General features: G+C 63.8%; 10 protein-coding genes. 9 read left to right on the forward strand and 1 reads right to left on the reverse strand.

What is annotated here, in order from left to right:
* Nucleotides 1-9: 9 nt before the first annotated feature.
* The 7 genes from asnB (at nucleotide 10) to O0881_RS25295 (ending at nucleotide 10,245) form a co-directional block, all read left to right on the forward strand.
* Nucleotides 10-1,878 carry an asparagine synthase (glutamine-hydrolyzing) gene (gene asnB, locus O0881_RS25265; RefSeq protein WP_289913514.1) on the forward strand — a complete coding sequence of 623 codons (1,869 nt, stop codon included), beginning with the start codon at nucleotides 10-12 and terminating at the stop codon, nucleotides 1,876-1,878.
* Nucleotides 1,879-1,885: 7 nt separating this feature from the next.
* Nucleotides 1,886-3,901, forward strand: coding sequence for an alginate lyase family protein (locus O0881_RS25270; RefSeq protein WP_289913515.1), 2,016 nt, complete (start codon nucleotides 1,886-1,888; stop codon nucleotides 3,899-3,901).
* Nucleotides 3,898-5,208 carry a UDP-glucose/GDP-mannose dehydrogenase family protein gene (locus O0881_RS25275; RefSeq protein ID WP_077400992.1) on the forward strand — a complete coding sequence of 437 codons (1,311 nt, stop codon included), beginning with the start codon at nucleotides 3,898-3,900 and terminating at the stop codon, nucleotides 5,206-5,208. The genes O0881_RS25270 and O0881_RS25275 overlap by 4 nt, the downstream gene beginning before the upstream one ends.
* Nucleotides 5,189-6,451, forward strand: coding sequence for a glycosyltransferase family 4 protein (locus tag O0881_RS25280; protein WP_099665071.1), 1,263 nt, complete (start codon nucleotides 5,189-5,191; stop codon nucleotides 6,449-6,451). The genes O0881_RS25275 and O0881_RS25280 overlap by 20 nt, the downstream gene beginning before the upstream one ends.
* A gap of 49 nt (nucleotides 6,452-6,500) precedes the next feature.
* A complete protein-coding gene (locus O0881_RS25285) occupies nucleotides 6,501-7,655 on the forward strand; it encodes an NDP-sugar synthase (RefSeq protein ID WP_289913516.1) in 1,155 nt (384 codons plus the stop codon).
* A gap of 20 nt (nucleotides 7,656-7,675) precedes the next feature.
* A complete protein-coding gene (locus tag O0881_RS25290) occupies nucleotides 7,676-9,130 on the forward strand; it encodes a mannose-1-phosphate guanylyltransferase/mannose-6-phosphate isomerase (protein ID WP_289913517.1) in 1,455 nt (484 codons plus the stop codon).
* A gap of 74 nt (nucleotides 9,131-9,204) precedes the next feature.
* The gene (locus O0881_RS25295) at nucleotides 9,205-10,245 is read left to right on the forward strand and encodes a TIGR03790 family protein (RefSeq protein WP_257218703.1); all 1,041 of its coding nucleotides are present in this window, start codon (nucleotides 9,205-9,207) and stop codon (nucleotides 10,243-10,245) included.
* Between the two features lie 65 nt (nucleotides 10,246-10,310).
* Here the strand turns inward: O0881_RS25295 and O0881_RS25300 are convergent, their stop codons facing one another.
* Entirely contained in the window at nucleotides 10,311-11,033 is a 723-nt protein-coding gene (locus O0881_RS25300; protein ID WP_251350025.1) for a PEP-CTERM sorting domain-containing protein, read from the reverse strand.
* Between O0881_RS25300 and O0881_RS25305 the strand changes: the two genes are divergently transcribed.
* Together O0881_RS25305 and O0881_RS25310 are read left to right on the forward strand one after the other, a co-directional pair.
* The gene (locus tag O0881_RS25305) at nucleotides 11,032-11,358 is read left to right on the forward strand and encodes a hypothetical protein (protein ID WP_289913518.1); all 327 of its coding nucleotides are present in this window, start codon (nucleotides 11,032-11,034) and stop codon (nucleotides 11,356-11,358) included. The two genes, O0881_RS25300 and O0881_RS25305, sit on opposite strands and share 2 nt — an antisense overlap.
* Before the next feature lie 124 nt (nucleotides 11,359-11,482).
* Nucleotides 11,483-14,497, forward strand: a complete 3,015-nt coding sequence (locus O0881_RS25310) for an ExeM/NucH family extracellular endonuclease (RefSeq protein WP_289913519.1) — start codon at nucleotides 11,483-11,485, stop codon at nucleotides 14,495-14,497.
* Nucleotides 14,498-14,504: the final 7 nt, after the last annotated feature.

Raw genomic sequence — 14,504 nt, forward strand, 5'->3', positions numbered from 1 at the left:
CGAGCCCATATGTGCGGTATTGCCGGTTTGATCTTCCCTTCGTCCGTCGCCGGCTTGCCCGCGGCGCTCGACGCCATGGGGCGCGCCATCGCGCACCGCGGTCCCGATGACACAGGCGTGCTCAACGCGGCCACGGCCGACGGCGCCTGGCAGGTGGGCTTGCTGCACCGCCGCCTGTCCATCATCGACATCGCCACGGGCCACCAGCCGCTGGGCAATGAGACGGGCGATGTGCAAATCATCTTCAATGGCGAAATCTACAATTTCCAGCCCCTGCGCGACGAATTGATCGCGCTGGGTCACCATTTCCGCACGGCATCCGACACGGAAACCATCGTGCATGCCTACGTGCAATGGGGCGAGGAGTGCGTGCAGCATTTCCGCGGCATGTTTGCGTTTGCCATCTGGGATGCGCGCAACGACCGCCTGTTCATGGCGCGCGACCCGTTCGGCAAGAAACCCCTGTTCCTGTGGCAGCACGAGGGAAAACTGGCTTTCGGCTCGGAAATCAAGGCGCTGCTGGCCTTGCCGGACGTGGCGCCGCAAGCGGACGAGGCCGCCATCTGGGATTATTTCGCCTACCGCTACGTGCCGGGCCCGGCCACCTTGTTCCAAGGCATCCGCAAGCTGGCGCCCGGTTCCACGGCCACGTGGGAAAACGGCGTGCTGCGCGAGCGCGTGTATTACACGCCGCCCGACAGCCGGCCCCGCCTGGCGGCCCCGCTGCCGGCGGACCCCGTCGCCACCTTCCTCGACAAGCTCGATGAATCGGTGCGCATCCGCATGATTTCCGACGTGCCCTTCGGCGCCTTTTTGTCCGGCGGCATCGATTCGTCGGCCGTCGTGGCGCTGATGTCGCGCCACGCGGGCGTACCCGTGAAGACTTTTTCCGTCGGGTTCAAGGAGGGCGGCTTCAGCGAGCTGGCGTACGCGGCCGATATCGCGCGGCAATTTTCCACGGAACACCATGAGCTGGAAGTGTCCGTCGACCAGGTCATCGCCTTGCTGCCCGACCTCGTGCGCTTCCGCGATGCTCCCGTGGCCGAACCATCCGACATTCCCATCTACCTGCTGGCGAAGGAATCGCGCAAGACGGTCAAGATGGTCTTGACGGGCGAAGGTTCCGATGAAATCCTCGGCGGCTACCCCAAGCACGTGTACGAGCGCTATGCGGGCAACTACCAGATGCTGCCGGGCCTGCTGCGCCGGGGCTTGATCGAGCCGGCCATCGGCGCCTTGCCGTATCGTTTCCGCCGCGCCAAGACGGCCATCGTCAACCTGGGCCTGGAAGCGTTCCACGAACGCATGCCGCGCTGGTTCGGCATGATGTCCGACCAGGAACGCGCGCGCCTGGTGGCCATGCCGGCGCCAGCGCGCCAGCGCGATCCTTCGCTGGGCTGCGGCAGCGCCGGCAACAGCGCCTTGCGCCGCATCCTTTGCTTCGACCAGCTGAGCTGGCTGCCCGACAACCTGCTCGAGCGGGGCGACCGCATGACCATGGCCGCGTCGCTGGAAGCGCGCATGCCCTTCATGGACCACGAACTGGCGGCGTATGTGTCGAGCCTGCCGGACGAGTACCGCGTGCGCGGCCGCACCACCAAGTGGATCTTGCGCGAAGCCATGAAGCAGCTGTTGCCGCAAGCTATCTTGGAGCGGCCGAAAGTGGGCTTCCGCGTGCCCGTCAACGAATGGTTCCGCGGCCCCATGAAGGATTACCTGTACGAACACTTGACGGGCGCCGAGTCGCGCACGCGCCACTATTACCATACACAAGCCCTGCAGCAGGTGCTGGCCGAGCACGTGGCAGGACGGCAAAACCACGAGAAACTGCTGTGGAGCTTGCTCACCCTGGAAATCTGGCACCGCCAGTATCTGTGAGACGTCCATGCTGAGCAACCTGTCCTGGAAACTGAACCGTTTGCGCGCCATGGGGGCGCCCGAGGTGGCGCATCGCGTGCGTGATGCCTTGCAGCAACGGCTGCAGGCGCGCGGCTACGGCCTGGCGCAGGTGCCGCCGCCCGCCGTGCGCCAGCGTTTCGGCGCGCCCTGGCTGGGCATGCCCATCGACACGGCGCCGCACCTGGCGGCGGCCGAACGCATCCTCGCGGGCCGTTTCGATGTGTTCGCCCTGCGCGATGCGGAGCTGGGTTTCCCGCCGCAATGGAACCGCGATCCGAAGACGGGCACCGTCGTGCCCTTGGATTTTGGCAAGACGCTCAATTACCGCGACGAAACCGTGGTGGGCGATATCAAATGCCTGTGGGAACCGAACCGCCACCTGGCCGTGGCCGACCTGGCGATGGCCTACCGTCTCGGCGGCGACTTGCGCTATGCGCAAGGTGTACAAGTCTTGCTTGAATCGTGGTGGCAGCAATGTCCGTATCCGCTGGGGCCGAACTGGAGCAGCGCGCTGGAGCTGGCCTTGCGCCTTGTCAGCTGGTCGCATGCGTGGCACTTGCTCGGAGGCATTAACAGCCCCCTGTTCCAGGGCGCGCAGGGGCAAGCCTTCCTGCAGCGCTGGCTCGACAGCATCTACCAGCATTGCCACTTCATCGCCGGACACTTTTCGCGCCACTCGTCGGCCAACAACCACCTGTTTGGCGAATTGACGGGCTTGCATATCGCCGCACTCACGTGGCCTTGCTGGCCGGAAAGTGCCGGCTGGCTGGCGCAGACGGAACGCGAGCTGGAAGCGCAGGCGCTGCAGCAGAATGGCCCCGATGGCGTGAACCGCGAGCAAGCCATTTATTACCAGCACACGGTGGCCGATGAAATGCTGCTGTGCGTGCTGGCGGGCCGCGCCAATGGCCGGCCCCGCTCGGCCGCCTTTTTGCGGCGCCTGGAAGCCATGCTGGAATTTATCGCCGCCATGACGAACGTGGCGGGCGAGGTGCCGATGCTCGGCGACGCCGACGACGCGCTGCTGGCGCACTGGGACAAGGCACCGGGCGCCAATCCCTACGCGTCGCTGCTGGCCAGCGGCGCGGCCCTGTTCGGCCGCGCGGACTTCAAGGCCAAGGCGCGCACGTTCGACGAGAAAAGCGCCTGGCTGCTGGGCGAGGCGGGGAGCCAGGCGTTTGACGCCTTGCCGGACGCTGCGCCCGATACCTTGCCGCGCGCCTTCCCCGATGGCGGCTATTACGTGATGGGCGCCGGCTTTGGCTCGCCCGACGAAGTGCGCCTGATTGCCGATGCCGGCCCGCTGGGCTACCTGGGCATCGCCGCGCACGGCCACGCCGATGCGCTGGCGCTGACCTTGTCCGTGGCGGGCCAGATGGTGCTGGTCGATCCGGGCACCTATGCCTACCATACGCACAAGCAGTGGCGCGATTATTTCCGTGGCACCAGCGCGCACAACACCGTGCGCATCGATGGCCGCGACCAGTCCGAGTCGGGCGGCAACTTCCTTTGGCTGCGCAAGGCCAGGGCCGAGTGCCTGGCGTGGCGTGACGATGCCGATGGGCAATTCTGGAGCGCCAGCCATGACGGCTACCTGGGCTTGAAAGATGGCGTGCTGCACCGGCGCGACGTGCGCGTGGCGCCCGGCGCCGCGCTGATCGTGGTCGATGACGTGCTCGAATGCCAGGACGCGCATGAGGTGGAATTGTTCTGGCACTTTGATCCCCGCTGCCGCGTGCAGCTGGATGGCCAGGTGCTGCGCGTGACGGGCGACGCCTTCTCACTGGAGATGCATTTACCGCCGTTGCCGGATGCTTCCGTGCAATTGGTATGCGGCAGCGACCATCCGCCGCTGGGCTGGATTTCGCACCGCTTCGATGAAAAACAGGCTGCGCCTGTGTTGGTCTGGCGCGGGCGGCTGCAAGGCGCAGCCACCTTGCGCACGGAGTTTCACCTGAGTTTGGCTACCCCTGATCTGTCAGAAAATACGAGGAAAACATGAAAATTAGCATATTTGGTTTGGGTTATGTGGGGGCCGTCTCGGCTGGTTGCCTGGCAACGGATGGACACGAAGTCATCGGCGTCGATCCGAACAGGACCAAGGTGGAGCTGATCAACCAGGGCACCACGCCCATCATTGAAAAAGACATCGGCGAAATGATCGCCGCGACCGTGAAGAGCGGCCATTTGCGCGCCACCTTCGACGTGCGCGACGCCGTCTTCGGTTCGGACATGTCGCTCATCTGCGTGGGCACGCCGTCGCAGCTCAATGGCAACCTGGACCTGAGCCACGTGCGCAAGGTGTGCCAGGAAATCGGCGCCGCCATCCGTGAAAAGGATACTTTCCACGTCGTCGTGGCGCGCTCGACCATGCTGCCTGGTTCCATGCGTTCGCTCGTCATCCCGACTCTGGAAGCGGCGTCGGGCAAGGTGGCCGGCGTTGATTTCGGCGTGTGTAACAACCCGGAATTCTTGCGCGAAGGCACGGCCGTCTATGATTACTACAATCCGCCGAAGACGGTGATCGGCGAATCCGACGAAAAGGCCGGCGCGCTGCTGGTGCAGCTGTATGAAAAGATGGATGCGCCGCTGGTGCGCACGGACGTGGAAACGGCCGAGATGGTCAAGTACACGGACAACACCTGGCACGCCGTGAAAGTGGCGTTCGCGAATGAAATCGGCAACATCTGCAAGGCCGTCGGCATCGATGGCCACAAGGTGATGGAAATCTTTTGCCAGGACACCAAGCTGAACCTGTCGCCGTACTACATGAAGCCGGGCTTCGCCTTCGGCGGTTCTTGCCTGCCGAAAGACGTGCGCGCGCTGACCTACAAGGCGCGCAGCCTGGACCTCGATTTGCCCTTGCTGAACTCTATCCTGCCATCGAACCAGCGGCAAGTGGAAAAAGGCATCAAGATGATCGTCGACAAAGGTGCGCGCAAGGTGGGCATCCTGGGCTTCTCGTTCAAGGCCGGCACGGACGACTTGCGCGAGTCGCCGCTGGTCGATGTCATCGAGTATCTGCTGGGCAAGGGCTACGAGCTGAAGCTGTACGACAAGAACGTCAACCTGGCCGCCTTGACGGGCGCCAACCAGGATTACATCCTCAATCACATCCCGCACATTTCCAAGCTGATGGTGACGAACATGCAGGACGTGCTCGATTTTGCCGACACCATCGTCATCGGCAATGGCGCGGCCGAATTCAAGACCGTGCCCGCCAGCCTGCAGCCGCACCAGCATATCGTCGATCTGGTGCGCATCAGCAAAGAACAAAGTGGAGAGCAATATGACGGCATCTGCTGGTAACACCGTGGCAGGACAGCCGCGCCGGGTGCTGATCCTGGTGGAAAACCTGCCGTCGCCGTTCGACCGGCGCGTGTGGCAGGAAGCGACCACCCTGCATGCGAACGGTTATGAAGTGTCGATCATCTGCCCGACGGGCAAGGGCTACGAGTCGCGCTACGAAGCCATCGACGGCATCCATATCTACCGCTACCACCTGCCGCTGGAAGCGGAAGGGGCGAAGGGCTATCTGGTGGAGTATTCGCTGGCGCTGTTCCACACTTTCCGCCTGGCATGGAAAGTGCATTTCGCGCGCGGCTTCGACGTCATCCACGCCTGCAATCCGCCCGACCTGCTGTTCCTCATCGGCGGCTTCTTCAAGTTGACGATGGGCAAGCGTTTCCTGTTTGACCACCATGACATCAATCCGGAGCTGTACGAAGCCAAGTTCGGCCGGCGCGATTTCTTTTACAAGCTGATGGTGCTGTTCGAGCGCTGGTCGTTCCAGAGCGCCGACGTGTCGATCGCCACCAACGAGTCGTACAAGAAGATCGCCATCGAGCGGGGCGGCATGAAGCCCGAGGATGTCTACGTGGTGCGCAGCGGACCCAAGCTGGACCGCCTGCGCGTGCTGCCGCCCGTGGCGGAACTCAAGAAGGGCCGCGCCTACCTGGTCGGCTACGTGGGCGTGATGGGTGCGCAGGAAGGCATCGACCTGCTGCTGCAGGCGGCGCAATACATCGTGCAAACCCTGAAGCGCGACGATGTGCAGTTCGGCCTGGTGGGCGGCGGCACCTCGCTGGAACAGATGAAGCAGATGGCGCAGGACCTGGGCATTGCCGACTACGTGACGTTTACGGGGCGCGTGCCGGACCAGCAATTGCTGGAAATGCTCAATACCTCCGATGTGTGCGTGAATCCGGACGTGGCCAACGACATGAACGACAAGTCGACCATGAACAAGATCATGGAATACATGGCGCTGGGCAAACCGATCGTGCAGTTTGATCTGGTCGAGGGCAAGGTTTCCGCGCAGCAGGCATCCTTGTATGCATTGAAGAACGATCCCATCGACATGGCGCGCAAGATCGTCGACTTGCTGGACGACCCGGCCCGCCGCGAGCAGATGGGGGCGTTTGGCCGCCATCGCGTGATCAACGAACTGGAGTGGGAATATGAAGCGCCGAAGCTGCTGGCCGCGTATGCGCGCCTGTTTCCCGCCGCCGCGCCCGCCGCTCCCGTGACCTTGAGCAAGGATGGCCGCTGAAGTGCGCCGCCTGGCCAGCCATCCCCAACCCTGATGGAGCAGTTTGACGATGAAAGCGATGATATTGGCAGCAGGCAAGGGCACGCGCGTGCAGCCCCTGACCTATGATTTGCCCAAGCCGATGATCCCCATCCTGGGCAAACCCGTGATGGCTTACCTGGTGGAACACCTGGCGCAGCATGGCGTGACCGACATCATGGTCAACGTCAGTTACCTGCATGAAAAGATCGAGGAGTATTTCGGTGAAGGCCACCAGTTCGGCGTGCGCATCGGCTATTCCTTCGAAGGCTATACGAACGATGCGGGCGAGGTCGTGTCGCAACCGCTCGGCTCAGCTGGCGGCATGAAGAAGATCCAGGAGTTCGGTGGCTTTTTCGACGATACGACGATCGTGCTGTGCGGCGACGCCTTGATCGACCTCGACCTGGAAGCGGCCCTGCGCGAGCACCGCAGCAAGGGCGCGCTGGCGTCCGTCATCACCCTGGAAGTGCCGTGGGACAAGGTGTCGAGCTATGGCGTGGTGGTCAGCGATGCCGACGGGCGCGTGCGCGCCTTCCAGGAAAAGCCGGCGCAGGCCGATGCGCTGTCCAATTGCGTCAGCACCGGCATCTACCTGTTCGAGCCGGCCGTGCTGGACCTGATTCCCGCCGGCCAGCCCTTCGATATCGGCTCGGAACTGTTTCCCCTGCTGGTCGCGCAAGGCTTGCCCTTCCATGCGCAAAAACGCCAGTACAACTGGATCGACATCGGCAGCATCAAGGATTACTGGGAAGTGCTGCAAAGCGTGTTGATGGGAAAAGTGGCCCATTTGCACGTGCCTGGCACCCAGATCGCCGATGGCGTGTGGGCCGGCCTGAACACGAGCATCGACTGGAGCGGCGGCACGCGCATCGAAGGCCCCGTCTACATCGGTTCGGGTTGCCGCATCGAAGCGGGCACGACCATCATCGGGCCGGCCTGGATCGGCCATGGCAGCCACGTCTGCGGCGGCGCCGAAGTGGTGCGCAGCGTGCTGTTCGAGTACACGCGCGTGCTGCCTGGCGTGGTGCTTGATGAAATGATCGTCTTCAAGGATTATAGTGTCGACCGTGCCGGCCAGATGCGCCATGTCTCCGATTATGAAAAAGATGCCTGGGGCAATGCGCGCGACCGGCGCAGCCTGCGCCGCGACGAAACGCCGCCGGCCCTGTATGCTGCCCAATAAACTGTTTGCGAAGTGAAACCATGAAAATTTATCCAGTCATCCTGTCCGGCGGTTCGGGCACCCGTTTATGGCCGCTGTCGCGCGCCGTGTTGCCCAAGCAACTGTTACCGCTGGTAACGGACAAGACCATGTTGCAGGAAACGGCGTTGCGCGTGACCAGCCTGCCCAACCGCCGTGCCGGCGATAGCGGACTGGCCGGTTTCGACGTCATGCCGCCGCTGGTGGTGTGCGGCAACGAGCACCGCTTCATGGTGGCCGAGCAACTGCGCGAGATCGGCTTGCCGCCGCTGGGCATCTTGCTTGAACCCGTGGGGCGCAATACGGCGCCGGCCGTGGCCGTGGCCGCGCAATTCCTGCTGGGTATCGACCCGCAGGCGCTGATGCTGGTCTTGCCGGCCGACCATGTCATCACCGACGTGGCCGCGTTTCACCAGGCGATCGCCGAGGCGGCCCTGTTGGCGGCCGATGGCGCGCTGGCCACCTTCGGCATCGTGCCGACGGCGCCGGAAACGGGCTATGGCTACATCCGCAGCGGCGCGCCCGTCAATCCGGGCGCCGCGGGCTGCAAGGTCGAGCGTTTCGTGGAAAAGCCGGACCTGGCCACGGCGCAGTCGTTCCTTGCTGCCGGTAATTATTTCTGGAACAGCGGCATGTTCATGTTCCGCGCCGAACGCTATCTGGGCGAACTGGGGCAATTCCAGCCCGCCATGCTGGCCGCCTGCGAAACGGCCGTGCGCGACGGCTACCGCGACCTCGATTTCTGCCGCCTGCAAGAGCAGGCCTTTGCCGCCTGCCCATCCGATTCGATCGACTATGCCGTCATGGAGCATACGGCGCATGCGGTGGTGTTGCCGGCCGCCATAGGCTGGAGCGATGTCGGTTCCTGGTCGGCCCTGTGGGAAGTGCAGCAGGGGGACGCCAACGGCAACGTGGTGCGCGGCGACGTGTATCTCGATGGCGTGAGCAATTGCCTGGTGCGCGCCGAGCGCCGCATGGTGGCCGTGCTGGGCGTGCAGGACCTGGTCGTGGTGGAAACGGACGATGCGGTATTGATCGCGCACAAGGACCAGGTACAGCGCGTGAAACAGGTGGTCGACCACCTGAAGCAGGCGGGACGCAGCGAACACGTGCAGCACCGCAAGGTGTACCGCCCGTGGGGCAGTTATGAAGGCATCGATATCGGCGAGCGCTTCCAAGTCAAGCGCATCACCGTCAATCCGGGCGGCAAGCTGTCCCTGCAGATGCACCATCACCGCGCCGAACACTGGGTGGTGGTCAGCGGCACGGCGCAAGTCACGTGCGGCGAGAAGGTGACCTTGCTGACGGAAAACGAATCGACGTATATTCCCATCGGCATGACGCACCGCCTGGAAAATCCGGGCAAGCTGCCCTTGCACCTGATCGAAGTGCAGTCGGGCAGCTACCTGGGCGAAGACGACATCGTGCGCCTGGAGGATGTCTACCAGCGCGCCTGATGGCGTTCTCATCACAGGGCAGCCGCGCCCCAGGCCGGCTGCCTCCGATCCCTCACTTACCGGTGTACCGACCCTTGCGCAACTTCCTTTGTCTTTCGCTGGCGCTGGCCGCCGGCGCCGCCCATGCCGACGCGCCAGCCGCCGCTGCCGCAGCCGTGGCGCCGCCCGGCTTGCAGGCGTCGCAGCTGGCCATCGTCATCAACGACGCCGAACCCAACAGTGTCGAGGTGGGCGAGTACTACCGCAAGGCGCACGGCATTCCTGCCGCGAATGTGGCGCATGTGAATATTCCCAACCGCCCCCGCAAGCTCAGCATCGACCAGTTCGCGCAGTTGAAGGAACGCATCAATGCGCAGCTGAAACCCGAGATCCAGGCCGTGCTGATGGTGTGGAGCGCGCCGTATGCCGTCGAATGCAATGCCATCACCGCCGCCTTCACCCTCGGTTATGACGGGGATCAATGCGCGAAGACGTGCGATCCCGGCAAGCCCAGCAAGTATTTCAACAGCGAGGCGGCGCAACCCTACACGCAGCTGGGCTTGCGCCTGTCGATGCTGCTGCCTGTCGATTTCGTGGAAGAGGCCAAGGCCGTGGTGGACCGCGGCGCCGTCAGCGGCTTTTCCGTGCCGGCCGCCAGCGCCTATTATTTGACCACCAGCGACGCGGTGCGCAACAGCCGGGCCGGTTTCTTTCCACCCGCTGGCGTCGTGCGCCAGCGCAAGCTGACCGTCAAGAACCTCAAGGCGGACAGCCTGGAAGGGGCGCAAGACATCATGGTGTACCAGACGGGGCAGGCCAAGGTGGCCAAGCTGGAGACCCTGCATTTCCTGCCCGGCGCCCTGGCCGACCACCTGACCTCGTTTGGCGGCGACTTGCAGGGCAGTAGCCAGATGAGCAGCCAGCGCTGGCTGGAGGCGGGCGCGACGGCCAGCTATGGCACCGTCAGCGAACCGTGCAGTTATTGGCAAAAGTTTCCCAATCCGACCGTGCTGCTGCGCCGCTACCTGTCCGGCGCCACGGCGCTGGAAGCGTACTGGGGCAGCGTGCTGTGGCCGGCCCAGGGCCTGTTCATCGGCGATCCGCTGGCGGCGCCGTATGCGGGTTTCCGGCGCTGAAACCGAATTTTTCCAGACAATAAAAAAGGCCCTTGCGGGCCTTTTTTCATGGTGCGGCGTGACGGTTACTTGCTTTTGCGGCGGCGCGCCAAGGCGACGAGGCCCAGTCCGGCCAGCAGCATGGCATAGGTTTCCGGTTCCGGCACGGCCGGGATTTCCGGCGTCACGGGGAGGATGCTGCCGCCCGTGAAGCCGCCACCCGAACCGCCGCCGCCGACACCGTTGCTGCCTGTGGGCAAGTTTTCACCCAGCGACGACGAAACGATCAAGGGCGCCTGGGTGTCGCCGCTGCGGGCCTGATACGAACGGCCCGGACCACGGTAGCCGGCCGCGTCATCGAAAGGACGGTTTTCTTCGGCGGCCACGAAGTCGCGCGTGATAAAGCTGAAGTCGCGGTCGTCGCTGGCACGCACCTTGCGCGGTTCGCCGGCACCGGCACCGTCAGGCAACTGGCGCGCGGTCAGGCGGTGATTATTCTCGGCCGATGACGAATTGCGGAATTCCTGGTCGGACACGATGCCGTCAAATTCCGGCGTCTTGTTCGAGCCGTCGTTGGTGCGCGTGCCGGAGCCGATGAAGCCATTGGCCAGGCTGCAGGCGCTGTAGGTGCCGTCCAGGTTGGCGTCTTTCGTATTGCCATTCGCCGATTGCGTGCTGGCCTGGCAATTCTTTTCATTCTTTTGCGCAGGCGCGGCCGTTTGTGCCTGGGCGCTGGCGCCGAAGAACATCAAGGCCGCGGCCAGCAGCAAGGGACGGGAAGAGGCTGGCGTGAAAATTGGTGTTGGCATGATCGATCTCTCAAAAAGCATGGAAGGGTGCGCCGCCGGGCGCGTGTGTCCGCATGCGATTGTTGCCGCTCCCGTCCAGGCTACTGTTGCGAGCAAGGCAGGGAGTGCGTTTCAAGGTCAGGCATGGATGGGGCCTGCACTACTGGGTCTGGTGTTGCCGTTCAATTCCTTGTCAGGAACTAAACTTATTTGTTTGAATTATATCATATTGTACAGCGGCATAACGACCTGGCTTGCTTTGTACAGCCTGGCGTTGTTGAAAGGATACTTTCGGCAGGCGGCCGCCAGCCTGGATCCGCGCTGCGCATTACTCCGTTCAGCTTAATGAAATGTCATCAACTCGTCATGCACACTGTTTAGTATGCAAATCATAAGTTCGTCATCATTTTGTCAAGAACAGCCTGCCAGCGCCTGTCCGGGTTGGCGTCATCTTACCGACCAGGAAAACCATGAATGTCCACCTTGCCGTCCCGTCCGTCCCGCTCTCGTCCCTGCGTAAACCGTTGCGCCTGACGGTCATGGCCGCCGTGCTGGCCAGCCTGTCCTTGCCAGCCCTGGCCGTATCCGATGTCGTCATCAGCCAGGTGTATGGGGGCGGCGGCAACACGGGCGCCGTGTACCGCAACGATTTCATCGAGCTGTTCAACCGTGGCGCCAGTCCCGTCAACCTGAGCAACTGGAGCGTGCAGTACGGCTCCGCCGCTAATACGAGCTGGTCCGTGACGGCCTTGCCGGCTATCGATTTGCAACCTGGCCAGTATTTGCTGGTCCAGCAAGCCAAGGGCACGGGCGGCACGCAGGACTTGCCGACGCCGGACGCGACGGGCACCCTGGCCATGTCCGGCACGACGGGCAAGGTACTGTTGAGTAATAGCAAGACGGCCCAGGTGGGCGCCAGCCCCACGGGTGCGGCCGTCATCGACCTGGTCGGCTTCGGCACGGCCAACGGCTTTGAAGGCGCCGTGGCGCCCGCGCCCTCGAATACCCTGGCGATTCTGCGCGCCAATGGCGGCTGCGGCGACACGGACGATAACAGCGTGGATTTTGCCACCGGCAGCGTGACGCCGCGCAATACGGCCTCGCCGCTGAATGTGTGCGGCGGCCCCGTCGTGCACAAGATCATCACCAGTTGCCCCGCCAGCCTGGCCTTGGCCGTGGGCAATGGCGGCAGCGCCGTGCTGCGCGCGTCCGACGCGGATGGCGTCGTGAACGCCGCTACCTTGAGTTCGCCGGCCGTGGCCGGCATCAGCCTGGCCAACTTCAGCGCGGCCGGCGTGGCGGGCGAAAGCGCCATGGTCAGCCTGCTGGTGGCCGCTGGCGTGCCGGTGGGCAACTATCCCGTCATCGTCAGCTTCAGCAATGACCAGCAGCAGACGGCCACCTGCAAGGTGGATGTCGCCGTGCAAGGCCTGGCCGCCGTCAGCCACACGATTCCGCAAATCCAGGGCAGCGGCGCGGCCAGCCCCTACGCCAATTCCGTGCAGACGACGGAAGGCGTGGTGACCCTGAAAGTGGGCACGGGCTTCTTCATCCAGGACGCGGCCGGCGACGGCGATCCATCGACGTCGGACGGCATCTTCGTGTACACGGGCGCGACGACCACCACCGTGCAGCCGGGCGAACTGGTGCGCGTGACAGGCACGGTGTTCGAATACACGCCCACGGGCGCCAAGAATTCCTACACGGAATTGAAGGACGTGACGGCCATCCTCACGCAAAGCGCGGGCCACGGCATCGTGCCGACGAATGTGACCTTGCCGAACGACAAGCTGGCCGCCGTGGAAGGCATGCTGGTGCGTTTCACGCAGCCCCTGACCGTGTCGCAAAACGCTTACCTGGGCGCGCGCGGCGAGTTGACCCTGTCGGCGGGCCGGCGCGAAGTGCCGACCAACCGTTATCCGGCCGGCTCCGCCGAGGCGCAAGCCTTGATCGCCGCCAATGCGAACAACCTGATTGTGCTCGATGATGGCATTTTCGTCACGCCGCCCACGATTCCCTACATCGGCCAGGACAACACCGTGCGCAGCGGCGACACGGTGGCCGACCTGACGGGCGTGGTCGATTTCGGTGCCATCGGCGGTGGCGGCGCCGCGTATAAATTGCAGCCGACGCAGACGCCGCAGTTTTCGCGCGACAACCCGCGCACGGGCAGCCCAGAACTGCCATCCGGCAACGTCAAGGTGGCCAGCGCGAATGTGCTGAATTTCTTTACGACCTTTACGAATGGCAACAATATCTTTGGGCAGACGGGGCAGGGCTGCACCTTGGGCGCCTCGACCACCAAGTCGAACTGCCGCGGCGCCGACAACCTGGCCGAATTCGAGCGCCAGCGCGACAAGATCGTGGCCGAACTGAAAGCCATCGATGCGGATGTGGTGGGCTTGATGGAAATCCAGAACAATGGCGAAATTGCCGTCACTTACCTGGTCGACCAGCTGAACGCGGCCACCGGCGGCGTCACGTACGCCGTGGTGCCGAAACCGGCCGCCACGGGCACGGACGCCATCCGCGTGGCCATGATCTACAAGCCGGGCAAGCTTGGCCTGGTGGGCGGCGCCTTGTCGGACGCCAACGCCATCAACAACCGGCCACCGATGGCGCAAACTTTTCTTGCGAGCAATGGCGAGAAATTCTCGCTGATCGTCAACCACCTGAAATCGAAGGGCAGCTGCCCTTCGAGCGGGCTGGACGCGGACCAGAACGATAGCCAGAGCTGCTGGAACGCCACCCGCGTGCAGCAAGCCCAGCGCCTGGTGGGCAGCTTCGTGCCGCAGGTGGCGGCCGCTGCCGGCGACGCTGACGTGCTGGTCATCGGCGACTTGAATTCCTATGGCGCGGAAGACCCGATCCAGGTCATCACGGGCGCCGGCTTCGTCAATGAACTCGAGCGTTTCGTGCGGCCGTCCGGCATGCCGTATTCGTATGTATTCGGCGGCCAGAGCGGCTACCTCGACCACGCGCTGGCCAGCGCGTCGCTGAGCCCGCAAGTGGCCGGCGTGGCCGAATGGCATGTGAATGCGGATGAGCCGGAAGTGATCGACTACAACATCGATTCGGCCAAGCCGCAAGACTTGTACAACGCCTTGCCTTACCGCGCCTCGGATCACGACCCCGTCGTCATCAGCCTGGATTTGCAGCCCGCCTACCGCGACATCACGGCCGCCGTCTCGACGGCCAGCTCGGGCCTCGCGTACAACCGCGCGACGCAAAAATACACGGGCACGTTCTCGTTCACCAACACGGGCACGAGCGCCCTGGCCGGCCCGTTCCAGGTGGCGTTCGGCGGCTTGCCGGCCGGCGTCAGCCTGGCCAATGCCACGGGCACCCATGCGGGCGCCGCATATGTCACCGTCAACGCCGCCAGCCTGGCGCCGGGCGCGACGGCATCGTTTGCCGTCAGTTTCACCAATCCGTCGAAAGTGACGATCACCTACTCGGCCAGCATCTACGCCGGCAACTTCTAAGGACACC

This window comes from Janthinobacterium sp. SUN100, assembly GCF_030397705.1.
Classification (GTDB): Bacteria; Pseudomonadota; Gammaproteobacteria; order Burkholderiales; family Burkholderiaceae_D; genus Janthinobacterium; species Janthinobacterium kumbetense.